This window comes from Kribbella sp. NBC_00889, assembly GCF_045207705.1.
Lineage (GTDB): Bacteria > Actinomycetota > Actinomycetes > Propionibacteriales > Kribbellaceae > Kribbella.
In genome coordinates this window covers 2,935,185-2,958,171 of record NZ_CP108783.1, presented here as the reverse complement: position 1 = coordinate 2,958,171, position 22,987 = coordinate 2,935,185, and the positions used below count along the sequence as shown (strand labels likewise).

Genomic DNA, 22,987 nt, shown 5'->3' with positions numbered 1-22,987 from the left:
CGGGCAGAGTCGTCCCAGACGCCCTGGCTCACTCCCGCCCCAGATCCCGGTGTACGACCAACGTCGGCGACCCTCTCTCGCGCAGCCTGCGGGCGATCTCCTCGGCCATCGCGACACTGCGGTGCTTACCCCCGGTGCATCCGATCGCGACGGTGACGAAGCGCTTGCCCTCGTTCAGGTAGCCGGTCCGCAGGGTGTCCAGCACGTCCACGTAATTCTGCAGGAACTGCTGGGCCAGCGGATGGCCGAGGACGAAGTCTGACACAGGCTTGTCCTGCCCGGTCATCGGGCGCAGATCCGGCTGCCAGTACGGGTTCGGGATGAACCGCATGTCGGCCACCACGTCGGCGTCCACCGGGATGCCGTACTTGAACCCGAACGACACCACGGTCGCCCGCAGCTCGGCGTTCTCCTCGTCGCCGAAGGCGTTCACGATCTTCGCGGCGAGCTGGTGGATGTTCATGTTCGAGGTGTCGATGACCAGGTCCGCGCCGGCCCGGATGTCGCCGAGCAGTTCACGCTCGCGCTGGATCCCGGTCAGCAGCCGGCCCTCGCCCTGCAGCGGGTGCGGCCGGCGGACGCTCTCCTGCCGGCGCACGATCACGTCGTCGGAGGCCTCGAGGAACAGCGTCAGCGGCCGGTACCCCTTCAGCCGCAGGTCGTGGATCGCCGAGCTCAGCTCGTCGAAGAACAGCCCGGTCCGTACGTCGACGACGATCGCGAGCCGCGGCGCCGCGCCGGTGCCGACGACCTGCTCGACGAGGGTCGTCAGGAACATCGGTGGCAGGTTGTCGACCACGAACCAGCCGAGGTCCTCCAGTACGTCCGCGACCGAGCTCCGTCCCGCGCCGGACATACCGGACACGATGATGAGATTGCCGCCCGAGTCGTCCATCAGCTCTCAGTTCTCCCTGGGTCCCCGTCGGGCGCCCCGGCCGGCGCCGGGACGTCGTCATCCAGTATCTCGCCTGTGGCGGTGTTCACCGACGGCGCCCGGCCGGTATCGGCCTTCGTTGCCGCAGCGTTCACCGCGAGTACGACGGACTCCGCCGTCCGACGACCGAACCCGGGCAGGTCGGCGACCTCGTCCACGGTCGCCTGCCGCAGCTTCTTCAAGGACCCGAAATGCCGCAGCAGCGTCTTGCGCCGCACCTCGCCCAGGCCAGAGACCTCGTCGAGGACGCTCTCCACCATCGACTTCGACCGCCGGCTGCGGTGATGGGTGATGGCGAACCGGTGCGCCTCGTCGCGCAGTCTCTGCAGGAGATACAGCCCTTCGGACGTGCGGGAGAAGATGACCGGGTCCTCCTCGTCCGGGACCCAGACCTCCTCGAGCCGCTTGGCCAGGCCGACGACCGGAATGTCGCCGAGGCCGAGCTCGTCCATCGCCTGTCGCGCGGCCGCGACCTGCGGCGGACCGCCGTCGACCACGACCAGGCCGGGCGCGTAGGAGAACTTCCGCGCGCGACCGGTCTCCGGGTCGATCAGGCCGGCAACCGGGTCCTCGTCCTCCTGCAACGTGGCCCGCTCGTCCAGCAGCCGCTTGAACCTCCGGGTCAGCACCTCGGCGATCGAGGCGACGTCGTTCTGTCCGTCGACACCCTTGATGACGAACCGCCGGTACTCGCTCTTGCGGGGCAGGCCGTCCTCGAAGACGACCATCGAGGCGACCACCTCGGTGCCCTGCAGGTTCGAGACGTCGTAACACTCCAGCCGCAGCGGCGCCTCCGGCAGATCGAGCGCGGCCTGGATCTCCTCCAGCGCCAGGTTGCGAGTGGTCAGATCGCTGGCCCGCTTGGTCTTGTGCATGGTCAGCGTCTGCAGCGCGTTCCGCCCGACCGTCTCCATCAGCGCCTTCTTGTCACCGCGCTGCGGGACCCGGATGAACACCTTCGAGCCGCGCAGCTCCGACAGCCACTCGGTCAGCGCCTCGGCGTCGTCCGGCTCGGTCGGGACCAGGATCTCGCGCGGGATCACGTCGCCCGAGTCCCCGGCGTACGTCTGCTGGATGAACCGCGAGACCAGGTCGCCGGTGGTCGCCGTACCGTCGGCCTTGTCCGCGATCCAGCCGCGCTCACCGCGGATCCGGCCGCCGCGCACGTAGAAGATCTGCACCGCGACCTCGAGCGGGTCCTCGCTGAGGGCGATCACGTCGGTGTCGGTCCCGTCGCCGAGGACCACCGCGTTCTTTGCCAGCGCCTTCTCCAGCGCGGCCAGGTCGTCGCGGATCTTCGCGGCCCGCTCGTACTCCAGCTCGGCCGCCGCGGCCTTCATCTCCTTCTCCAGCCGGCGCACGTACGTCGCGGTCTGGCCGGAAAGGAAGGCGGCGAAGTCGTCGACGATCTTGCGGTGCTCCTCCTGGCTCACCTGACCGGTGCAGGGCGCGGCGCACTTGCCGATGTAGCCGAGCAGGCACGGACGGCCGATCTGGCGGTGCCGGTTGAACACGCCCTTGCTGCACGAGCGCATCGGGAACACCCGCAGCAGCAGGTCGACGGTCTCGCGGATCGCCCAGGCGTGGCTGTACGGACCGAAGTACCGGACGCCCTTCTTCTTCTGGCCCCGGCCGACCATCACCCGCGGGTAGTCCTCGTTGAGGGTGATGGCGAGCCACGGGTACGACTTGTCGTCGCGGTACTTCACGTTGAAGCGCGGGTCGTACTCCTTGATCCAGGAGTATTCGAGCTGCAGCGACTCGACCTCGCTGCCGACCACGGTCCACTCGACCTTCGAGGCCGTCGTGACCATCGCCTGGGTGCGCGGGTGCAGGTTGATCAGGTCCTGGAAGTACGACGACAACCGGGCCCGCAGGTTCTTCGCCTTGCCGACGTAGATCACCCGTCCGGCGGCATCACTGAAGCGGTAGACACCGGGTGAGTCGGGGATCGACCCTGGAGCGGGACGGTACGAGGACGGATCAGCCACCCAACCACCCTAGTTCGGTTCGCCGACAAATCCGGAATTCCGCAAAAGTCTCTACTGCAGATTCAATGACACACTTGAAGGCATGAACGTCGACGAACTGGATCGGCTGATCCGCGCGGACGACGGCCTGCGGGTACTCGAGGCCCAGGACGACCTGTTCTACCTGTACGACCCGGCCGCGGACCTGCCGCCGGAGCGGCAGCAACCCTTCGCCACGATTGTCACCGGCGACCACTACGAGAAGGTCTCCCGGCTGGACGAGTCCGGCGCGTGGCGACTGAACATCGGCCTGACCAAAGCGACGTACACCTCACTGTTCGGACCGGTGCCGACCGAGCGGGATATCGACTGGGTGCTCGACTCGGGCCACGACTACACCCAACGCGACAAGCTGATGCCGCATCCCTTCTACGCCTCGCAGTACTGGGTCTGCATCGTCTCCCCCACCGAACTCGACCCGTTGAAGCCGTTGCTGACCGAGGCCTACGCGTTCGCGGTCCGCAAGTACGACCGGCATCGGGCCCGGCAAACCAAGTGAACATTGCGGTCGTGTTGCGGGTTGTCCCATAAGGCCGGTCTGACCCCCGGTTGGGATGAGCGGGCTCTCTAGCGTGTGACTCAGGGTAGACAGGCAGGTCCTTTGCGTGAGGCAACAAGGCCTTGCGCTGACTCGAGGGAGTTCCGCCCATGTCCCTATCCGTACGCAGGCCACGTGCCGTTCTCGGCGCCGTGGCAGCGGCCGCGCTTGCCGCCACAGCGATCGTCGCCACCGCTGCCGGCAGTGATGCCGCACAGCAGGCCGACGTGACGATCCGCGGCGCCGGCACGGCAGACGCGATCCCAGGCAGCTACATCGTCGTACTCGCGGGCCAGCGCTCGCAGGCCCAGACCAGGGCCACCAACCAGAGCCTGGCGAGCAGCTACGACGTGAAGGTCCGCGACCAGTACGACGCGTCGATCAAGGGCTTCTCGGCGAGCATGAGTGAGGAGCAGGCGAAGAAGCTGGCCGGCGACGAGCGAGTCGCCTACGTACAGCAGAACCAGAAGATCACGGTGAGCCAGGACGACCCGCCGTGGGGCCTGGACCGGGCCGACCAGCGCGATCTGCCGCTGGACAAGAAGTACGAGGCAGCCACCACCGCCGACAACGTGAACGTCTACGTGATCGACACCGGCATCTACGCCGAGCACAAGGACTTCGGCGGCCGCGCGTCGGTCGGCACCGACACCGTCGGCGACGGCCAGAACGGCGTCGACTGCATGGGGCACGGCAGCCACGTGGCCGGCACCATCGCCGGTACGACGTACGGTCTCGCCAAGGGCGCCAAGGTGTTCGGCGTCCGGGTGCTCGACTGCAGCGGCTCGGGTTCGACCGAGTCCGTGGTGGCCGGGATCGACTGGGTGACCAAGAACGCGAAGAAGCCCGCGGTGGCGAACATGAGCCTGGGCGGCGGCGCGGACGACGCGCTCGACGCGGCGGTGAAGGCGTCGGTCGACTCCGGCGTCACGTACGCCGTTGCCGCGGGCAACGAGAGTTCGGACGCGTGCGGTGGCTCGCCGGCCAAGGAGCCGTCCGCGATCACGGTCGGCGCGACCGACGACCAGGACCAGAAGGCGACGTTCTCGAACTGGGGCACGTGCGTCGACCTGTTCGCGCCTGGTGTCGACATCACGTCGGTCGGCATCACCGACCCGGACGCGACCGCCAAGATGAGCGGTACGTCGATGGCCACGCCGCACGTGGCCGGTGGGGTCGCGCTCTACCTGGCCGACCACCCGGACGCGACGCCGGCTGACGTCGCCACCGCCCTGGTCGGCGCCTCGACGCCGGACAAGGTGGGCGACCCGGGCACCGGTTCGCCGAACAAGCTCCTGTTCGTCGGCAAGGCCGACCCGGCACAGGGCTGACCGGTGTGAAGGCCCGGCCGCTCTCTGGGAGTGGCCGGGCCTTTCGCTGTTGTCAGGCGGACTGCACGATGTTGCTGCCCTCGACGGCCACGTTGACCGCCGGGAGCGGGCGCTGCGCCGGACCACTGGTCGGGCTGCCGTCGCTGATGCTGAAGTGGCTGCCGTGGAACGGGCAGACGATCTGTCCGCTCTCGATCGAGCCCACCGGGTTGCCCTGGTGGGTGCAGACCGCGGAGAAGCCCTTGAACTGGCCCGCGGCCGGCTGCGTCACGACCACCTTCGCGTCGGTGAAGATCTTGCCGCCACCGACCGGTACGTCGGACACCGGGCCGAGGACTGTGCCCCCGCTCGCACTGGACGGCGGCGCCGAGCTGGTCCCGCTGGTCGGTGCCGAGCTGGTGCCCGTCGTCGGTGCTGAGCTGGTGCCGGTCGTCGGCGCGGAGCTGCTGGTGCCGCCTCCCGCCGTGTCGTTGCCACCACCACAGGCCGCGAGAATCGGGGCGCTGGCACCTACGAGTGCAGCCATGGCCGCACAGCGCAACACCGTCCTCCGGTCGCGCACGTCCTCGGGCGCAGGGGTCGCCTCGGTCGACTGCGGGGTGGGTGGTGCCATGGTGTCATCGCTCATGAATCTGGACCTCCAGGAGCTTGCTGGTCGAAGTAATTGAATGCTCTGCTTCTTTGCTGTCTACCCGACCCCTCCAAACGGGCGGATACCGAGTCAAACGACCAGCTGAGGCGAACGGTTCAACCGCTACGGGATTCAACCGCGATTTGAAAGTTTGCTGAGAATCAGCTGGCAGTGCGGGAGACCGTGTCGACCACCCGGGCGGCCAGGTCCAGCACAGCGCGCCGCGTCTCGGCCTGGAGCTCCTCGGTATGTATCGGCCAGGCCTGCGCGATGTGGACGTCGTACGGCAGCACGATCGGCTCCAGACCGCGTTGCCGGAAGGCCTCGACCAGCCAGTTGATCGAGCCCGAGTGGACGTTCTCGACCATGGTGATGACGACGACGCCGCGGCTCAGCAGCACGTCCTGTCCGTCCGGCGTCAGCTGGTCGAGCTGCGTCAGGCAGTAGTTCGCCACCTGCTGCGCGGACGGCACCACGAGCACCGCGCAGTGCCCCGAGGACGCCATCATGGTGGCGATCTCGTCGAACATGGTCCCCGGGCAGTCCACCACGGCCAGACCGACGTCCCGCGCGCCTTGGCCCTGCACCTCGGCGAGCGTCGTACGCACCGCGTCGGCGCTGGCGTCGCTTCGGACCAGACTGACGCCCTCGATCGGACCGGCGCCCAGCGACAGCTCGAGCCGTCGCGACAGCTCCGCACCGGCCGGGTCGACGTCCACCGCGACCACGCGGTCGCTGCGTTGCGCCGCAAGCATGGTGGCGAGCAGCGCGGTGACAGTCGACGTACCGCCGTCGGTGACCGGACTCAGCACGCCGACGCGACGCATGATGGCGATCGGACGGCGGATGGTCGCGATGTGGTCGACGTCGCGCTGCATCCGTCCGGACGCGCCGATCAGGTACGCCGCCTCGGACGCGATCCGGCGGAAGTGCCGGAACACCGAGTCGCCCTCGTCCCCCTCCTGCTGCGGCTGCGGCGCTCCCCACCCGTCCTGCTGAGGTTGAGGCGGCGGCTGCTGCGGTGGGTACTGCTGGGGCGGCGGCGCCTCCTGGTACGGAGGAGGTGGCGGCGGCATGTACTGATACGGATCTGGCTGCGGCGACGGGTACTGGCCCTGGCCGTACTGCTGCGGGTACTGCTGTGGTGGGTATTGCTCCTGCGGATACGGCTGCTGCGGGTACTGCTCGTACGGCTGCTGTGGCGGGTAGTACTGCTGCGGCGGGTACGGCTGCTGGTCGTACGGCGGCGGCGGGTACTGCTCCTGGGGGTAGGGCTGGGGCGGGTGCTGCTGTTGCGGTGGCGCCGGGGCAGGCGGTACTTCCGGACCCGGTTCCGCGGGAGCCGGCGGGTTGTCGGTGCGGGCCTGTTCTTCGGCCGGTGGCTGCTCCGCCATCTGGCGCAGCATGTCACCCTGCCAGTTCGATTCAGTCATTCCATCCGGTCGTCAGAACGCGTGCAGCAGTTTGGAGTAGACGCCGAACACACCCAGCGCCAGGGGGACCGTCACGATGATCGCCCCGACCTCAAGATAGTCGAGCAGTTGCGTGAGCCGCGCGCGGACATGCTCCGCCGGTGCGAAACCGAGACCGAAGGCGCAGAACATCGCCACCAGCACCAGCAACCCGAGCGCGATGAACGCACCGCCCTGACCGTTCAGCGCCGCGATCAGCACGCACCCCGTCACGATCGTGAACGCGGCCGCGAACAGAACAGCCACCTCACTCACCAGCGGGTACAACCGCGACCGCGACGCCAGCAGGAACGCCAGCACCAGCGCAAGTGCGACCGCCCACGCACCACTCTGCCGGAGCAGCATGATCCCGGCGACTGCCGACGACACTGCGATCGGCACGGTCGCCAACGCGAGACCCAGGTGCGCCGCGTTCAGCGCACTCTGAACGTCGCCTCGCATGATCTCCTGGCCGGACGCGCGACGGTCGTCCAGGTTGGACAGTCCGGACAGCGCCAGCGCCATCCGCGGCAGCAGTCCGAGCAGCAGTACGGCGAGCAGTGCCGCGAGCGCACCGACCCGCTCGGTGGCCAGTCCGGTGCCGACACCGATCATCCAGACCGCGACGAACAGGATCGACGTCGCGGAAGCGACCGCGCCACCACCGGCCACGCCCGCGGCGGCGTACAGCAACGGTCCGAAGGCAAGGCAGAGTGCGCCGAGCGTGATGACGAGCCCGAGATCCCATCCCGCGTCGAGCGCCCAGAAGCCCACCGACAGCGCCAGCAGCACCGTCGCGACCGTGACCAGCGGGATCGCGACCACCTTGCTGCCGCCGCGACCGAGGGCGATGCCGATGAAGGCACAGATCGCGGCCAGCACCACCAGGATCGCCGCGGTCAGCGCGTTCGGCGCGGCCACCAGCAGCGAGATCGCGCCGGCGATGATCGAGAACACCAGCCCGGCTCCGGCCAGGATCCGCCGGTGCGCGGGCTTGAACGTCGTACCGCGGCGCTTGAGGTCCTCGACGGCTTCCTCGGTGACGTCGTACACGGTCGGAGGCGGAGGCAGCTCACCCTCGGCCGCGAGCCGCAGCACCGTGCCGTCGATGATCTGCGCGGACGCGAGCGTGCCCTCCGGTGGAACCAACGCACCGGCCGCGGTGGTGAGGAAGCGCCGCTGAGGTGTCTGCTGGAGCGGCTCGTCCAGCATCCGCAGCAGGTCCGGCAGCAGTACGCCGAGCGGTTCGTCGGCGGGCAGCACCGCATCCAGCCGACGGCGCTGACCGATCACCGTCACCCGGCTGTACACGCTCATCCTTGTCTACTCCCGTCGTACTCGTTCGTCACTTCCGGCCGGCCAGCGCCTCGGCCGGGATGAGCTTCTTCATCAGCGCCGCGTACTTCTCCCAGTCGCGCGGATCCCGCCCGTTCCCGATCGGGTACCAGATCGCGGGCGAGTGCGCCGGGCCGATGGCCAGCGCCTTGCTGATCCCCTCGACCTTCACCATCTCCGCCACGCTGGAACCCTCGACCGCCTCGTGGCCGGCCGCGATCCCGATCGGGCTCGCCATCGCGACGAACCGCGGCTGGTAGGTCCCGTCGGCGGCGCCGTACGACCCCATCACCATCGCCGAGATCAGCTCGAAATTGTCGGCGATCTCGTCGATCCAGTCGCCGACCTTGTTCACGTCGGGAAAGTCCATCCCGGGCTGGGCGACCGCCAGCGTCACCGTCTCGTCCAGGCCGGACTGGGTCCGGCGAGCCTCCAAGGTGCCGACCGCGGGCCGGAACTCCGCGCCGGGCTGCCCCGCGAGGATCAACCAGGTCGGATCCGGCACCCGGCCACGGCAGTACTCGGTCAGCGCCTCCGGGCTCCAGGGCTGGGTGACCGGCTCGGACGTCGACCAGCCGGCCGGTCCGGTGCCGGTGGTCGCGGTGAACAGTCGTTCGGCGACGCGGCCCAGCACCAGGCTCGCAACCGGCTTGTGCCGGACCCGCACGGTGAACTGCAACTGGCCGAACAAGTCCTCCTGGACGGCGAAGTCAGGATGCAGATCCGACGTCTGCTCCCCTGGCTTGGCCGTCGACCGGGCCAGGAACTGCTCGCCGTTCCACTTCAGCCGGACCCCGTTGAGGCCGTCGAAGTACTCCCCGTCGTCGGCGGTGACGACCCACTTCGCGTTCAGGCCGCCGAACAGCGTCGAGCGGACCGGCCAGGTCAGCCGGGACGTCTTCGGCGTGATCAGCTGGACGTCGCGCCCGGCCGCCTTGGCCGACGTCAGCGCGTCGCTGAGCCAGGCCGACATGCCGATCACCGGGCGGTCCTGCATGACGACGGCGACCTTGTCCGTGATCAGGTCGACGCCCGGGCTGAAGGTCAGGTCGTTCGGCATCTCAGTTCGTCCCTTCGGTCTCGGGTGCCCCGACGCCCGCGGACGTCCAGACCTTGCCGCCGAGCCGGTCGATCAGCGAGTTCGCGTACTTCTCCGCCACGTCGCGGCCACCCTTGGTCGCCGTCGCGCGGATCTCCACCCACCACGCCGGCGTCTGCACCGGACCGACGCCGGGACCGAGCATCCGCTCGACCTCACCCGGCACCTGGATCAGCAACGGCAGCTCGACCGACACCAGCGGCAGGTCGTCGGCGTCGCAGAGCTGGACGACGGCCCCGTCGCTGACCGCGCGTACACCGAGCTCCTCCCCCGCGGCCTGCAGCCCCGCCAGGATGTCGTCGCTCGACGGGCGCCCGTTCACGAGCGCCACCAGGTCGTAGGTCATGTCGTTCCTCCGCTGCTCTGGGCGACGGCCGGTGCCGGATCCGCCATCGCCGTCTGGACCAGCTCCGGCCCGTCTCCCCGCCGTACGAACAAACCGCGGCCGGGCGGGTAGTCGCCCGGGTAGGCTCCGGTGAAGAGCTGTCCCTCGCTGCGGTCGCCGGACAGGACCAGGCCGGCCGCTCCGGACTCGAGCACTGCGGACATGAACGGCTCGTACATCTGCCGCGACGCACCCGAGGCGCGCCTGGTGACGATGAAGTGCAGCTTGATGTCGCGGCCCGACGCGACGTACGGCAGGAACGCGTCCATCGGCGACTGGCCGCCCGATGTCAGCAGGTCGTAGTCGTCGGCCAGCACGACGATCCGCGGGCCGCCCTGCCCTGCCTCGGGGATCGCGCCGGTGTCGTCCGGCATCCGCTTCGCCAGCTCCTCCGACACCCCGTTGGCGAGCCCGGCGGCGACCCGGCCCGTCGGCGCGTAGCCACCGACGTACGCCTCCGGGACGAACTCGCGCAGGCCGCGTCGCGGGTCCATCACCGCGAACACGAGCTGGTCCGAGGTGTGCTGGTCGATCAGCTGCTGCACGACCAGCCGGACGATGTTCGTCTTGCCGGAACCGCTGTCGCCGAAGACGACCAGGTTGGTGTCCCGGCCGGCCAGGTCGAGATACACCGGTGCCAGCGCCCGCTCGTCCACACCGATCGGGACGACGGCCGGCTGCCGGACCTCGTCGGCCACCTGGTTGCGCGGCAGCTGCAGCGGCAGGATCCGGATCTGCGGTGCCCGCGGACCCTGCCAGGTGGACCGCGCCGCCACGGCCTGGGCCTCGAGTACGTCGGTCAGGTTCGTGTCGTCGGCCGCACCGTCGATCTGGGGCAGTGCGAACTGGGCGTACAGCTTGCTGCCCGGGATCAGCATTCGGCCCGGGCCTGCCTTGCGCAGCACGTCCTGCAGGCGCCGGTCGATAGTGGAGTCCGACGGGTCGTTCAGCCGGAGCTCGAGCATCGTCCCGAACATCGACTGGTTCTGCATCCGGATGTCGTTCCACCGCATCATCGCCGTGACCACGTGCACGCCGTAGCTGCTGCCCCGCTGGAGGATGTCGGTGATCGGCTCGTCCAGTTCGTCGAACGTCGTCCGGATCGCGCCGAAGTTGTCGATCACGAGGACAACGTCCGCCGTCGGCAGCTCCGGGAGGCTGCCGGCCGCGTGGTCCGCGCGCAGCGCCTCCATCGTGTCGATGGCGTGGTTGCGGAACACCCGCTCGCGCTGGTCGATCATGCCGCGGATCTCTTCGACCGTCCGCCGGATCCGCTCCCGGTCGGTGCGCAGCGCGACACCGCCGACGTGCGGAAGCTCGGACAGCGCCTGCATACCGCCACCGGCGAGATCGAGCGCGTAGATCGCGACCTCTTGCGGGGTGTGGGTGTGCGCCAGCGAGGTCACCAGCGTCCGCAGCGCAGTCGTCTTGCCGGACTGCGGGCCGCCGACGATCGCGGCGTGACCACCGGCCCGGGTCAGGTCCAGCCGGAGGACCTCCTGGCGCTGGTTGGCCGGGTCGTCGACCACGCCCACCGGCGGGCACATCTGCGGCGATCGGACGGCCAGCTGCAGCCCACGGCCGTCGATGTAGTCCGCACGGCCGGCCAGACCGTCCAGCGTGCAGGAGGCCGGCAGCGGCGGCAGCCAGATCTTCAGCACCGGCTGAGCAGTACGGCGTACCTGGTCGACGAACACGTTCAGCACCGTCGGACCGGTCGTCCGCTCGGTCGCCTTCTCCGCGACCGGCATGCGGGCCTCCAGCTCCGCCTCGGACTGCTGGTACGGCGTCAGCTCGTGCGGCCGGACGTACTCGCCCTGGTCCTCGACGACCTCGTCGGCCGGCGGGACGTACGGGCCGGAGATGTACGCCGCCCGGAACCGCTGGTAGACGCTCGTGTCGACCTTCAGGAACCCGAAGCCCGGCAGCGGCGGCAGGTGGAACGCGTCGGTGGTGTCCAGCACCGTCCGGCTCTCTTCCTCGGAGAACGTCCGCAGGCCGAGCCGGTACGACAGGTAGGTCTCGAGCCCGCGCAGCTTGCCGGACTCGATCCGCTGGCTGGACAGCAGCAGGTGCACACCGATCGACCGGCCGATCCGGCCGATCGAAAGGAACAGATCGATGAAGTCCGGCCGCTCGTTCAGCAACTCGCCGAACTCGTCGATGATCACGAACAGGTGCGGCAGCGCCGGCAGGTCCGGGTTCTGCTCGCGGTGCAGCCGGTAGTCGGTGATGTTGGCGATGTTGCCCGCGTCCTTCAGCACCTGCTGGCGGCGCAGCACCTCGCCTTCCAGGCTCTTGTACGCGCGCTCGATCAGACTGGCGTCGTCACGCAGGTTGGTGATGATGCCGGCCACGTGCGGCACACCGGCGAACGGCGCGAACGACGCACCACCCTTGAAGTCGACCAGAACCAGAGCGAGATCCTCCGGACTGTGCGTGGCCAGCAGAGCCAGCACCATGGTCCGCAGTACCTCGGACTTGCCCGAACCGGTCGCACCGATGCACAGGCCGTGCGGGCCCATACCGAGCTGGGCGGATTCCTTCAGGTCGACCAGGACGACGGCGCCGTTGTCGTCGACCCCCAGCGGGACCCGCAGGAACTGCCGATCGGACCGCGGCTTCCACAGCTGGCTGAAGTCCAGCTCGGCGACGTCCCCGATGCCGATCAGGCCCATGAAGTCGACGTCATCGAGCTGGGCGTCCTCCTCCAGGGACTCCGCCGACAGCCGCAGCGGCGCGAGCTCGCGGGCCACCCCCTCGGCCACCGCGGCGTCCAGGCGGTCGACCTGGCCGCTGGCGACCATCGGGTACTGCCCGCGCAGGTCCTCGATGCGGACGTCGTCGCCGTACACGGTGATGCGCATCGTCACCGAGCTCGGCTCCTGGACGCGGTCGGCGACCAGGTGCAGCACGGTGACACCGAGCTCGCCGGGGACGAGGGAGTCGTCGGCCTGCGGGCGGACCTCCGCCGCGACGTCGCCGTACGTGTCGTGCAGGACCAGGATCCGCTGGGTCAGCTTGCGGCGGTCCTCGAAGCTCACCGAGCCGCGGCGCGACTCGGTCGCCCACTGGACCCGCTCGGACAGGTCGTCGGTGAGCAGTTGCGACAGCTTCTGCGGCGTGTCGGCGATCCGGCGGAACGGCGTCGGGCCGTCCGCGCGCTCCGGGTCCTGGACATGCGGCAGCCAGCTCAGCCACTGCCAGTCCGGGAGCGCGGCCCGCGGATACGCGGCCGCCAGGATCACGTCCTCCGGTGCCTGGAACACCGCCGTCTGCACGAGCAGTGACCGAGCCACCCGGACGACGCCCTCGCGGTCACCGATGATGCTGACATTGCCGACATGGTCCAGCGGGACCGTCAGCGGCATGTCCGGCATCAGCGTGAACCGCCGGACCAGCGCGTTGGCCTCCGCCATCATGAACTGGTCCGGGGGCTCCATCGCGGAACCGCCCTGGCCTACCGACGCCGGGACCACCGGCACCCGGCCGCTACCGCAGCGCGGCTGCAGGAAGTCACTGTCGGTACGGCGCCGCTCCCACAGCCGGGACACGTCCACGACGCAGTCGAGCAGCGCGTCCGGTGGCGGGTTCAGCTCGAGCGCCTGGGCCCGGGCCTTCCGCTCCTCTTTCGAGAAGTCGTCCCGCATCCGCTCCAGGTAGTCCAGGTAGCGGGTGCGCTGCTGCTTGCGGTCCTTGCCACCCTTGCCCCGAGACGCGATCATGCCGCCGATGGAACCGACCATGGTGAGCGCCAGCAGTCCGACACCGACCATGACCATCGGACCGGAGCGGCCCATCGTCATCATCGCGACCGAACCGATGCTGCCGACCATCGGCAGCAGCATCTGCATGGCGCCGCCGCCTCCACCGCCGCCGGCACCGCCGAGACTCGGTGCGACCTCGATCACTCGCTGCTGCTGCACCCTGGGGGCAGGTGTACGCCGCGCCGGGCGGTGCACGATCCGGCTTGCCACTAAGGTTTTCCTCCGCTGGACCAGCCCGCGGTTGCGCGGGGGACTTCGTACTTCTTACCGACGGACGTGCGAGACACTCTAGTGGTGGGTGAGGTCAAGGGATGACGGGCGCGAACGATTCCACCGTGGTGGAAATGATTTCGGATCTCGCACCGATCTGGTTACCGGGTTGCGTGGTGGACGCCGACGAGCGGACCGTGGAGGTCGGCTGGGGCCGGGGTGCACTGCAGATGTCCGCGGTGGTCGGCGTCGGCGAGATCGTCAATCGTTGCCTCCAGCTACCACAGCCGCGCTGGCCGGAGCAGATCGAGGCCTGGCTGCGGGCCGTCGTCGCGGAGGGTGAGCTCGCCACCGAGGAGCACCGGTACGGCGACGTCGGCGAACGTCAGCGTGCCCTGCTGGTGCAGCGCGGCTGGTCCGCCCGGACGGCAGGCCCGGTCGCCGACGCGTTGATCCCGTTCGGGGACCACTTCGAGGTCGTCGTCTTCGTCCGTACCGGCGACGAATTGCGCCGGCTGACCGTGGTCCGGCGCGCGATGCTCGGGCTCGCCGATCCCGGCGTACCGTCACCGGTGCAGTTGTCCCTGGCCGAGATCACCGACCTGGAGCCGCAGCAGCACGATGGCTTCACTGTTCTCGGCCGCGACGACGACCCGCTGGTCTCGATGGCGATCGTGGACCGGGAACACTTGTTGCCACAGGCATCGATGGGAGCGGGCCTGTTGATCGGCGTACCCCGATTGAGCACGCTCGCGTACTGCCCCGCCGACGCCGGGCAGGCGCGCGCCGACGCGCTCGCCCGGTGGGTCGCCGAGAGCTACCAGGGCGCGCCGGACCGATGCTCGCCGGATCTCTTCTGGTTGCAGGGCGACCAGATGGTCCAGGTTCCCGTGACGCTGGCGACACCGCCGACCGCGGTACTCCCGGCCGCGGTCAAGCCACAACCGCGGCGGACCTGGCTTCGGCACCTGTTCGGTCGCTGAGGCCGGCTACTTCTTCGACGGTGACGGACTGACCGGGCCGGAGGTCGTTGCCGTCGGCACCGGCTGCTGGTTCTTCTCGTTCTCCTTGGCCATCGAGGTCTTGAAGTACGAGACTCCGGCACACCCGGCACAGGCGACCGCCCCGATCATCACGCTGGCGAACACCTTCCCGGTCTGCTCGGTCAGCGTGTTCCTGGCCCGTTCGGCCCCGAACAACCAGGCCTCCCGCAACCGCCGCCGCCGGACCGCGACCGACTCGATGACCTGCGTACCGTAGTTCCCGGACATCTCAGCCCTCCCGGTCCAACGCGTCCAACGACGCCGCGTCGATCGGTTGCGGCGCAAGCGAAGCCCGCTCTGCCACCGACAGGATCGGGAGCGTGCCGTAGCCCAGCTCGATCGCGCCGTTCGCCACCGTGTACGCACCGCCACGGCCGAACATCACCAGCAACGGCTCGTACGGATCAGCCAGCTCTGGGAACCGTTGCCGCGGGAGGCTCCCGAGCGCTGCCCACCGCACGATCACCGCGGCATCCGTCGGACGGACCGGAAACTCGCCCGCGGTCGCCGCGTCGAGCGCGAGCCTGGCCTGCAGCGCCGGGTCGACAGCGACCGCCGGATCCACGGCGCCGGCCAGATCGCCGAACGGCCAACTCTCGATCGCTCCGACGGCCAGCGCCCACTGCGCCGTCCGTCGCAGGAACTCGCTCGCCAGCCGTGCGCGGGAGCGGCGCCGCTGGTAGGCGACGTCGTCGTCCCACTTCACGGCGAGGAGGCGGTCGACCATGCGCTCCGCGGCGGTCGTGTCGGTCACCATCCCATCCCCTCGATCGCAGCTCGGACGACCTCGTCCAGGTTCGACAGATCAGGCGCGATCCCACCGGGAGGAGGGGTCAGCCCGAGCGTTCTCCAGTGTTTCAGCAAGTCCGCCTCGTCCCAGCTCTGCAACGACCGGGGTGCCACCTGATGCGCACCCGCGTGCTCGCGACTGAAGTCGTAGTACTTGTCCGGTCCCCACAGCTTCGGTTCGGCGAAGTTGTACGGTACCCCGGCCTCGATCAGCTTGGCTTCCACGACCTCGTGGGCGATCAGTGACCGCAGCATGTTGACCTTGTCGCGGGACAACTGCTTCCCCGACGCCGCTTCCTTCCACAGGTCGGCGATCACCTCGTCCGCTCTGAAGTTCCCGTGCCGGACATCGCCAGGGCCGATCGCGACATCGTGGGTGTTCACGAAGAGGTTCCGCCTCGCTGTGTCCACCAGCGACGGATCGAGGTTCGCCGCCGCGGCGACGTTCGGAACGTCATCCGTCATGTTCCGGACGTCGCGGAACCCGGCCTCCGCCTTCGGGGTGTCGTTCTCGACGAACTCGTTGTGGTCCGGTTCGCGCACCGGGTACTCAGAGTTTCGCTGGGCCGCCGGCGAGGCACCCTCCGGCGCGGTCCCGTGCGTTGGCTGTTCACTGTGCGTTGGCCGCTCACCGTGCGTCGGCTGCTCGCCGTGGCCGGCGTGTGACGAGTAGTCCGGCTGCGGACCTTCCGGCGCGGATCCGTATCCGCTCTGCCGCGGCGGCTGGTCGTGGCGGGCGTACGGCCCGTGTTCCTGCGGCGAGTACCCCGGCTGCTGCTGCGGGTTGTGCGGCTGCTGCGGGTTGTGCGGCTGCTGCGGGTTGTAGGGCTGCTGCGGGTTATGCGGCTGCTGCGGGTTGTGCGGCTGCTGATGCCGTTGCTGCGGCGGCCCGTACGGCGACTCCGGCTGACGCGGAGGCCCGTACGGATCATGCCCCGCCGGCCCAAACGGCTCCTGCCCCGGGTGATACGGCGGCTGCCCCGGCTGCTCCCCTGGGTGATACGGCGGCTGCCCCGGGTGGTGCGGGGGTCGGCCCGGCTGCGGCGGATGCGGCTGCCCAGGCTGATTCGGCGCATGCGGCTGCTGATGGCCCGGCCCGTACGGCGGCCGCTGATGAGGCGGGCCGTACGCCTGGTGCGGCTGCCCCGGACCGAACCCCGGCTCCCCCGGTTGGCCCGGCTGGTACGGCTGCCCCGGCTGCTGCCCCGGGTACCCCGGCTGCTCCGGCTCCCGATGCCCCGGACCGAACCCCGGCTCCCCCGGTTGCCGATGTCCTGGACCAAACCCCGGCTGCCCGGGTTGGCCCGGCTGGTTCGGCGCATGCGGCTGCTGATGCGGTGGCCCGTATGGCTGATGCGGCTGCCCCGGCTGCTGATGCCCCGGGTACTGCTGATGTGGTTGCTGCCCTGGCTGGTTCCCCGGCTGCTGCGGCCCGTAGTCCGGCTCCGGATGGGGCGGACCGTAGCCAGGCTGCTGCTGCCCAGGCCCAAACGACTCACCCGGCTGATGCGACTGCCCAGGTCCGTACGACTCACCCGGCTGGTGCTGGCCCGGACCGAACGACTGCCCCGGCTGAGGCGGCTGAGGCGGCCCATAGTCCGGCTGACCCGGACCGAACGACTGCCCCGGCTGGGGCGGGCCGTAGTTCGGCTGGCCTGGGCCGTAGGGCTGCTGGTGCTGGCTCGGGGCGAACGGGTCGGCTGGCTGGTGCGGCTGGCCGGGGCCGAACGGTGCCGTCGGGTGCACAGGCTGGCCGGGAACGGACAGGTCTACCGGAGGCTGCGGCGACGGGTAGCGGCTCTCCGCCTGCTGCCGCCAGTACGAACTCGTGTTGTCAGGCTCCACCACAACCCGCGGCGCTTCGCCGACGGGCGCGTCGACCGGCCCACCGTGGTCACGCACATGCACGTGCCACGTCTTGGTCTCCGGATCGAACTCCAGCTTCGTCGGGTAGAACGACGTGTGCGGCGGGTGGATGACCTCGTCCACACCGAGGTCCGGATCACGCAGGAACGACATGTCCTTGCCGTGGTGAGCATCGATGTGCATGACCACCCGAGCCGGCGCGTACTGCCCGCCGCTGAAGATCTCGGCGCCGGCCGGGTCCTTGTCCGAGTGTGTGAACGCCGGCTCCCGGACGGTGTTGCCCGGTGTGTACCGGTCCAGGAACGCCTGCAGTTCGCCGGGTGTGTCGAAGGTGATCCCTCGATGGATCTCCCCCACGTGGTCAGGCAGTCTGTTCATCGCCGACGTCGCCACGCGGACGAGCGGCATCCGCTCGACAGTCGGGTCGCCTGCACGGAACGCTCGGTTGATGTCCTGATGGGGCATCCCGAGCATCTCTTCCATGGCATTGAGCTCGACGTCCGACAGGTCGTCGATCTGATCCCCGAGCTGGGCTCGCCCACGCCCCCGGTGCTCGGCCATCTTGGCCCGGTCGATCGACCGCAACGTGGCCCGGTACGCCGCCTCGTCCTGCGCCGAAGCCCGGAACCCCCGATCAGCCAACTCCGATCCCGCAAACGGTCCGCCATCGTCCACCCGCCCAACCCCGAACTGCTGAGCCCCACGCCCCTCCGGCGCATACGTGCCGGAAGTGTGCGTGTCCGGGGCACGCGTCTCTGCCGCATTTGTATCCGGCGAATGCCCCTCCGGCACATGCGTCTCTGCCGCATGTGTATCCGGCGTGCGCGCGTCCGGAGTGTGCCCATCCGGCGTACGCCCGTCGGCCCCCGGTGTACGCCCCGTCGGGGTGTGCGTTTCCGGGGTACGCCCGTCAGGCGCATGCGTCTCCGGCGCACGACCCTCCGCCGCACGCGTCTCCGGCGTACGACCCTCCGGCGCACGCGTCTTCGGAGTGTGCCCATCCGGCGTACGCCCGTCGGCCCCCGAGGTACGCGCCGCCGGGGTGTGCCGATCCGGCGCACGACCCTCCGGCGCACGCGTCTCCGGAGTGTGCCCATCCGGCGTACGCCCGTCGGCCCCCGGGGTATGCCCCGCCGGGGTACGCCCCTCCGGCGCGTGCGGATCTGGTGTGCGGCCCTCCGGTGCGTGCTGGTCTGGCGTGTGGGCGTCCGGTGCATGCGTTTCCGGGGCGTGGTGTGGCTGCTCCGGGGTGCGGGATTCCGGTTGATCCGTGTGACGGGGCGTTTCGGACTGCGGAGCGTCGGACCGCGAACTCGGCGTACCGGACTCTGGTGCACGCCCCTCGGGGCGTGAGGTTATTGGTGACGCCGGGTCCGGGGTGCGGGCTGGCGCGTCTGGTGGGTTGAGGCGGTCCGCGATGGGCGGGGACGCGTTGGGTACGTCGGGAGCGCCCGAGACGGGACGTACGTCGCGCTGGAAGCGCAGCTGGGACGCCGGCGGGGTGTTCGGCGAGCGCGGGATGCCGTCCCAGCGTCCGCCTGGTTCACGGGTGGCGAACATGATGGAGTCGATGTCCACCGGCCGGCCGTTGGCGTCGTGGTACGGGTTCACCGGGTGCGGGGACGTGTGTCCGGGCGGGAACGAGTCGACCAGCCTGCCGCCCGGAGGCTGCGCGTCCAGGAACTTGACCCGGCCGCCCTCGTCGACGAAGGCGTTGAAGACGTGCCCGCCGGTCCCGCCCTTCCAGGTCACGAAGATGTTCGCGTGCGTGCCCGGCGGCTTACCGGTCAGCGCGTCGTACACCCGGCGGTACGCCGCATTCGTGAAGTCCGCCGGGTTGTGCGGGCCCTGCGGCGCCGCCATCTTGTGCTCCGGCCGGAAGTCGTCCAGGTCCATCCACTCGAGGGTCCCCTCGGGATCCTCGCCGCTCTTGAACGCGTTCCCGGACGCCAGCCGCGGCTCACCGCCGTTCAGGATGTCGGCGACGTTCCGCGAGATGTCCGGGCAGTTCATCCGGTAGTGCGGGCTCAGGTCGTGGTCCGGATTGACCCGGCCCACCCAGTCCGGCACGTTGCTCACCGGCGGGTCGCCGACCGAATCGTTCAGCTCGCCCCAGCGCGGATCCTCCCGCCGCGCCGGAATGTGCTGGTGCGGGTCGACCATCGAGCGCGGCTTTCCCGGCTCCGGACGCAGATAGTCCGGCTTCAACCGGTCGAGCTCGACCTGCCGGCGCAGCGGGTCGTCCCACGTCGGATCGTTCGCCGCGTCATGCGGCCGATTCGGCGCACCCGGCGCGTTGGAGTGCGGCGCGTTCGGCGTCCCCGGGGCGTTGGGATGCGGGGCATTCGGCGTCCCCGGCGCGTTGGAATGCGGGGCATTCGGTGCGCCGTGCGGTCCGCCGACGTGCCCTGGTACGCCGGGGTGCACCGGCATGACCGGCTGGACCACGGGGTCGGCGTTCCTCGCCGCAGGTGCCACGTCCGGCGCCCGCGCCGGCCCCGGCTCAGGCGTGCGGGGCGCCTCCGGCGTGTGCGTACCGGGGGTCTCCGGGGAGCGCGTACCGGGGGTCTCCGGGGAGCGCGTACCGGGCGTCTCCGAGGTGTGCGTGCTCGGTGTCGTCGACTCAGGTGTGCGACCCGGGGTGGTCGATTCCGGCGTATGCGGAGTCCCGCTTTCCGGCGTGCGCGGAGTGTGCGTGCCCGGGGTCTCCGGGGAGCGTGTGCCGGGGGTCTCCGAGGTGTGCGTGCCGGGTGAGTCCGGCGTGTGGCTGGTCCCCGGCGTGTGCGAGCTCGGCGTAGACGGCTCGGGCGTGCGTGTGGTTCCCGGAGTCGTGGTGGAGTCCGGGGTACGCGTGGTGCTCGGCGACGTGGAATCCGGCGTGCGGGTTCCGCTGGGCGTGGTCGAGTCGGGCGCGCGGGTCGAACCAGGTGCCGAGGACTCCGGCCCGCGGGACGTGCCCGGCGTCGTCTGCCCGTCGGGACTGCGCGTCGTCCCCGGCGTGGTCGAGTCCGGCGCACGCGACGTGGACGGCGTGCTCGACTCCGGCGCACGCGACGTGGACGGAGTGCTCGACTCCGGCGCACGCGACGTGGACGGAGTGCTCGACTCCGGCGCACGCGACGTGCTCGGCGTACCGGACTCCGGCGCACGGGACGTGGACGGCGTGGTCGGCTCCGGGCCGCGCGACGTGCTCGGCGTACCGGACTCCGGTGCGCGGGAGGTGCCTGGCGTGGGCTGGGTGTCGGGGGCGTGAGTGGTTGGCGCCGACATTTGGGTTGTCGGGGCCGGGGAGTTGCCGCCGGGTGTGGTGGTGGCGGGGCCGGTGTGCGCGGCGGGCGACGTCGTACTCGGGTCGGCGTGCGACAGCGGAGCCGACGGGGCATCGCTGACCGGACTCTGCGGCGTGCCGCCTGTGTCGTGTACCGCAGGCGTGTCCACCGATGGACTGTCGACCGTCGGCGCATCCGCGCGGGCCGCAGGCGTGCTGACATCCGGGGTGTGCGTCGGCGTGCTGACATCCGGGGTGTCCGACGAACTGACGTCCGGAGTGTGCGTCGACGGTACGTCGATGTTCGGGACGCCCTGCAGCTTGAAGGTGTCGCCGACGATCGGGATCTTCGACAGGCCGCCGACCACGTCGCCGACCTTCGGGATCTTCGTCACCGCGCCGAGGACGCCGTCGTGCATGGCGATCCTGGTCCCCTGCGCGAACTCGGCCACCTTGGCGACCTTCGCCACCGCCATGCTCGCTGCGCCGAACTTGCCGGCCATCGCCGCGGTCTTGATCGCACCGGCACTACCACCGCTGGCCACGGTCGCGACCACGTTGGTAAGCGCCATGCCGAACGCCTTGCCCGGGTTCTTCGCCCACTCGTCCCAAGCGACGAAGCCCTTGACCATGCCCAGACCCATCTGGGCGCCCTGCTCGCTGTACGACTTCACCGCGTCAGGCCGGGTGTCCAGGCCGGTGAGCTGATCGAAGCCCCACCAGGCGAGCTCAATGGGCGCGGTCGCAAGATGGGCGACCATCAGGCCCAGGCCCTTCCAGGCGTTGCCCGCGTCCTCCCAGGTGGGCATGTCCCACCCGAGCTTGTCCTTCGCCCAGTCCCGGACGCCGGGGATGCTGGCGATCGCGGGCAGCACCGGGATCAGGGTCAGCAGACCCTCGAGCGTCTCACCGACCACGGTGGCGACACCGACGACGAAGTTCACCGGGAACTCGAGGCAGTCCTGCCACAGCGGCTTGTCCCGATCCTCGGACGTTCCCCACGCCTCCGGCGGCGGATCGCCGTCCTGCTCCTTCTGCTCCGGCGGCTTCTCGCCCTCGCGCACACCGGTCTTCGAGTCCCAGGGCTTACCGCCGTGCAGCTTGACGATCTCGTTGGCGGCGGAGAAGCAGAGGTTCGGAATCTCCTCCCGGACGATCCGGCGGACGTCCTCGACCATCCGGTTGTTGTCGTCGATCATGTCCTGATCGTTCTTCCACTCCGGGTTGCGGTTCTTCCGCCGATGCCACTCGTAGGCCTCCTCCCGGATGTCCTTCAGCGTGCCGAGCTTGCCCCGGACGTCGCCGGTCAGGTTGGTCAGATGCCGCGACATGGCCGGCAGACTCGGACCGAACTCGGTCAGGTTCGTCTGGATCTTCTTCGTCGAGTTGACCAGGACCTCACGCTCAGGCGCGTGGTACACCCCGTTCAGGCGCTGGAAGGTGTTGTGGACGTTGTTGCCCAGGTCGGTGAACTTCTGCCCGAGGCCGCTGAGTCCTGGCACGTTCTGCTCGAGCGCCGTGACCACGGTCGAGATCTTCTCGATCGGGATGCCGTTCGGTTCGATCATGTCGGTTCAATTCCTCGGTCGCGCTGGGTCAACAGGATGCTGGTTCCGCCGGGGGGCCTACCGGGTACGGCGACGTACGCTCAGGCCCGTGGCCGAGCCGCAGCCATCGCCTCTTCGAGCGACTGCTCGCTCGGGGCGAACGAGCTGACACCGTGCTCGGCCACCAGGAACACCTGGTTGGCGTAGCCCGGCGGCACGAAGACCAGGAACTCCTCGGCGGGTCGCGCCTGCCAGTCGGCCAGATCCTCCGGCGTCGCGCCCAGATCCGGCGACGGCGCCTGCGCGGTCAGCCACTCGGCCAGCCGGACCCGGCCCGCCTCGATCACCTCGGCCGGCACCTCGGCCGGCTGCTGCTCACTCATTCCGCCCTGCTCCCCGCGGTCCGCCGGGTCGAGCCGGGCGGCTTCGGGATCTCGCCCCGCCCCGCGGCCTGCTGCGCGTTCAGGACCATGTCGTGCTGGCCGTTCATGTAGGCCTTGACCGCGTTCGACGCGCCGGTCAGGGAGGAGCCGACCTGCTTGGCGGCGGCCTCGATCGTCGGCTGCCAGTGCTGGGCGTACTCCCCGATCGCGACCGCGACGACCGCGAAGGCGTCGTACTTCAACGGGGTGATCAGGTTGGTCAGCTTGTCGCCGTAGTCCTTCGACAGCTTGTTGAACGGCTCGGCCGCCGTCTGTGTGTCCGTGAGGACCTTGCTGGTGCCGGCGACATCGATATCCCAGTCCACTCTTGCTCCTCCGAG

The 22,987-nt window shown here is 69.8% G+C and carries 16 protein-coding genes; 3 read left to right on the top strand and 13 right to left on the bottom strand.

The features are described from left to right. Nucleotides 1-28: 28 nt before the first annotated feature. Together rapZ and uvrC are read right to left on the bottom strand one after the other, a co-directional pair. Complete coding sequence (rapZ, locus tag OG817_RS14310) at nt 29-895, bottom strand: RNase adapter RapZ (RefSeq protein ID WP_131515931.1); 867 nt, start codon at nt 893-895, stop codon at nt 29-31. After that, the gene (uvrC, locus tag OG817_RS14305) at nt 895-2,925 is read right to left on the bottom strand and encodes an excinuclease ABC subunit UvrC (protein ID WP_393390129.1); all 2,031 of its coding nucleotides are present in this window, start codon (nt 2,923-2,925) and stop codon (nt 895-897) included. Before uvrC ends, rapZ begins: the two co-directional genes overlap by 1 nt. 82 nt (nt 2,926-3,007) lie before the next feature. On the opposite strand from uvrC, the gene OG817_RS14300 reads away from it, so the two are divergent. Further along, nucleotides 3,008-3,463: a DUF6194 family protein gene (locus tag OG817_RS14300; protein WP_406054881.1), complete on the top strand. Its 456-nt coding sequence runs from the start codon at nt 3,008-3,010 to the stop codon at nt 3,461-3,463. A 149-nt stretch (nt 3,464-3,612) separates the two neighbouring features. Then, entirely contained in the window at nt 3,613-4,833 is a 1,221-nt protein-coding gene (locus tag OG817_RS14295; protein WP_406054879.1) for a S8 family peptidase, read from the top strand. 52 nt (nt 4,834-4,885) lie between these two features. On the opposite strand, the gene OG817_RS14290 is transcribed toward OG817_RS14295, so the two are convergent. The 6 genes from OG817_RS14290 to eccCa all read right to left on the bottom strand — a co-directional run bounded on the left by OG817_RS14290 (nt 4,886) and on the right by eccCa (nt 13,660). Next, the gene (locus tag OG817_RS14290; protein ID WP_360446955.1) at nt 4,886-5,461 is read right to left on the bottom strand and encodes a Rieske (2Fe-2S) protein; all 576 of its coding nucleotides are present in this window, start codon (nt 5,459-5,461) and stop codon (nt 4,886-4,888) included. A gap of 164 nt (nt 5,462-5,625) precedes the next feature. Beyond that, nucleotides 5,626-6,897: a MinD/ParA family protein gene (locus tag OG817_RS14285; protein ID WP_406054877.1), complete on the bottom strand. Its 1,272-nt coding sequence runs from the start codon at nt 6,895-6,897 to the stop codon at nt 5,626-5,628. A 12-nt stretch (nt 6,898-6,909) separates the two neighbouring features. Then, nucleotides 6,910-8,232, bottom strand: a complete 1,323-nt coding sequence (locus OG817_RS14280; protein WP_406054875.1) for an EsaB/YukD family protein — start codon at nt 8,230-8,232, stop codon at nt 6,910-6,912. A gap of 28 nt (nt 8,233-8,260) precedes the next feature. Then, entirely contained in the window at nt 8,261-9,310 is a 1,050-nt protein-coding gene (locus OG817_RS14275; RefSeq protein WP_406054873.1) for a DUF6177 family protein, read from the bottom strand. 1 nt (nt 9,311) lies between these two features. Next, nucleotides 9,312-9,695, bottom strand: a complete 384-nt coding sequence (locus OG817_RS14270; RefSeq protein ID WP_406054871.1) for a hypothetical protein — start codon at nt 9,693-9,695, stop codon at nt 9,312-9,314. Beyond that, entirely contained in the window at nt 9,692-13,660 is a 3,969-nt protein-coding gene (gene eccCa / locus OG817_RS14265; protein ID WP_406054869.1) for a type VII secretion protein EccCa, read from the bottom strand. The genes OG817_RS14270 and eccCa overlap by 4 nt, the downstream gene beginning before the upstream one ends. A 185-nt stretch (nt 13,661-13,845) precedes the next feature. Between eccCa and OG817_RS14260 the strand changes: the two genes are divergently transcribed. After that, nucleotides 13,846-14,694 (top strand): hypothetical protein, encoded by an 849-nt coding sequence (locus tag OG817_RS14260; protein ID WP_406054867.1) that lies wholly within the window; start codon nt 13,846-13,848, stop codon nt 14,692-14,694. A gap of 6 nt (nt 14,695-14,700) precedes the next feature. Here the strand turns inward: OG817_RS14260 and OG817_RS14255 are convergent, their stop codons facing one another. The 5 genes from OG817_RS14255 to OG817_RS14235 all read right to left on the bottom strand — a co-directional run bounded on the left by OG817_RS14255 (nt 14,701) and on the right by OG817_RS14235 (nt 22,972). Next, nucleotides 14,701-14,982: a hypothetical protein gene (locus OG817_RS14255; RefSeq protein ID WP_131356895.1), complete on the bottom strand. Its 282-nt coding sequence runs from the start codon at nt 14,980-14,982 to the stop codon at nt 14,701-14,703. Between the two features lies 1 nt (nt 14,983). Continuing rightward, entirely contained in the window at nt 14,984-15,508 is a 525-nt protein-coding gene (locus OG817_RS14250; protein ID WP_406054865.1) for a hypothetical protein, read from the bottom strand. Next, nucleotides 15,505-22,245, bottom strand: coding sequence for a toxin glutamine deamidase domain-containing protein (locus OG817_RS14245; protein ID WP_406054863.1), 6,741 nt, complete (start codon nt 22,243-22,245; stop codon nt 15,505-15,507). Before OG817_RS14245 ends, OG817_RS14250 begins: the two co-directional genes overlap by 4 nt. Before the next feature lie 80 nt (nt 22,246-22,325). Next, nucleotides 22,326-22,607, bottom strand: a complete 282-nt coding sequence (locus tag OG817_RS14240; protein WP_360446937.1) for a hypothetical protein — start codon at nt 22,605-22,607, stop codon at nt 22,326-22,328. Next, the gene (locus tag OG817_RS14235) at nt 22,604-22,972 is read right to left on the bottom strand and encodes a DUF6507 family protein (RefSeq protein ID WP_396390676.1); all 369 of its coding nucleotides are present in this window, start codon (nt 22,970-22,972) and stop codon (nt 22,604-22,606) included. Before OG817_RS14235 ends, OG817_RS14240 begins: the two co-directional genes overlap by 4 nt. Nucleotides 22,973-22,987 lie beyond the last annotated feature (15 nt).